The 1,864-nt window shown below is 67.4% G+C and carries 1 protein-coding gene and 1 pseudogene; both read right to left on the reverse strand.

What is annotated here, in order from left to right; all coding sequences use genetic code 11:
- Positions 1-1,188: 1,188 nt before the first annotated feature.
- On the reverse strand, positions 1,189-1,521 hold the full coding sequence (locus AB0J64_RS57145) for a hypothetical protein (RefSeq protein WP_364047199.1): 333 nt from the start codon (positions 1,519-1,521) through the stop codon (positions 1,189-1,191).
- Positions 1,522-1,638: 117 nt separating this feature from the next.
- Positions 1,639-1,864, reverse strand: a pseudogene (locus AB0J64_RS57150) (hypothetical protein); the annotation flags it as partial.

A 1,864-nucleotide genomic window follows, 5' to 3' on the forward strand; every position in this document is an offset into this window, starting at 1 on the left:
CTCAAATTCGCGACCGTGCTCCCCGAACGGCTGGCGGTGGCGACCGTCGCCATCCGGCTTGCGGACTTCGAGAGCGCCAAGACCGCTCTGATGGAGCCTGTCCGTCTGCAGCATCTCGGTGGCCACTGACGGTGAGTTGCTGGCCGGAGCCGTCGCATTGGTTGCGCGCTCTACGGAGCCGGCTCTCTGGAGCTGCTGCTGGTGGGCAGATGATCGCAACTGTTACGACACTCGCGTTCGTCGCACTGACCGTCCTGGTGGCCAACTTCCGGCAAGCCTTCTACGCCTGACACCGGCTACCTCCTCGCCGTCCTCGCAATCGTCTTCACCATCTGAATGGAGCGTGCCCGCCGCTCCTTCGGGGGACGGCGGTGGGCACGGGAAGGGCTCGTGTCAGTCGTTGGTGACAACGACCTTTAATGCCCGGTCTCGGCGCTGCAAGTCAACACATCGTGTCCCTTCATTGCCTCGCTCAGCAGCAGACGGTGGCTGATGGGTTGGGGCGGCGTCGAGGGCGCCGGTGGCGAGTGACCCCCCCAACTTGAGCAGCATCGCCGCTGACATGGGCAGTCGACCCGGCCACCGGGAACCGCCGCGACCTGGCTGCCGAGGAGGAAGAAATCGTCGGGCGACGGTACGGCGGACAGAAAGTTTCAGAGGTGTCCGTACAGCTGAAGAAGATTTGAGCAGAAGGAGCAAAAGTCTGGACCAACAGCTTGCCGGGGGTGACGATTCGATCATCGATCGAAGACCGCGGATATGCCCGGGTACCTGTTGTCCCGGGCGTAACCCCGGCTCAGGATGGCCGAGTGGCGGATCGCATACCGGACCTTGATCGCGTCACGGCGGCGGCCGGAAAGGGCTGGACGCACCGTCGAGATCGTTTCCTTCAAGCCGCGAGATCCGCCGGGTTTCGCGACTCCGATGGCACGCTGAGCACCGTACACCTCGCTCAGTCAGCCGCCCCGTAAACCTCTGGAGCAGCTTAATGGATCTGCCGAGCGAGTTAGATCTGCCCAACTCCCGATGGAACGGCCTTCAACAAACCCCCCAGGAGCCGGATCGCCCGGACACGTCGTGGAATCGTTTCGCGACCGAAGAGGCCAAGCCCGAATCGCGCTGGCCACGCAGGCTGGCTCCCGTTCTTTCGATCGTCCTGATGGTGGAGATGGCGTACGCCATGCCCGCCTACGCGGCCCCGCGCTCGGCGCCGGCCGTGCAGAAAGAAGCGCCGGTGACGGGCAGGAATGTCCCCGTCAAGCCGCCGCTGGCGGATCCCGCCGCAAAGCAGGCGTGGAAGGCGGCGCCGGCCGTCACCTGGCCCAAGCCGCAGAAGGCGGAGCTGGACGGCTCCGTCTCCACCCTGGCGGCCGGCTTCCCGGTGAAGCTGGCGCCGGGGACGGCCAAGGCGGCGCAGGAGACGGCACCGATCAGTGTCGAGCTGCTCGACACCGACCTGCTCGGCCTGGCGATGCGGGTGACGCCGGGGCAGGGGGTGGCGGCCGCGGCCAAGCCGGTCAAAACCCGTGTGGAGGTGGACTACTCCGGCTTCCGGTACGCCTACGGCGGTGACTACGGCTCCCGGCTGCGCATGGTGAAACTGGAGGAGTGCGCGCTCACCGGCGCGGCCGGCTGCGCTCAGCCGCAACCGGTGAAGAGCGACAACAACGTCACGAGCGGCACGGTGACCGCCGAGGTCGAGACGGGCGGCCTGTACGCGCTGACCGCGGCGGCGTCCGGCCCGTCGGGCGACCATGCCGCCACCTCTCCCGCGCTGAGCGCGAACGGGCTCCCGTACCCCACCTTCCTGGCCACCGACCCGATCGTCGCGTCCGGCTCGCGCAGCAGGTCGGCGGCGAGCGCC

Origin of the sequence: Nonomuraea sp. NPDC049695 (genome assembly GCF_040674955.1) — a bacterium.
In the GTDB taxonomy this organism is placed as follows: domain Bacteria; phylum Actinomycetota; class Actinomycetes; order Streptosporangiales; family Streptosporangiaceae; genus Nonomuraea; species Nonomuraea helvata.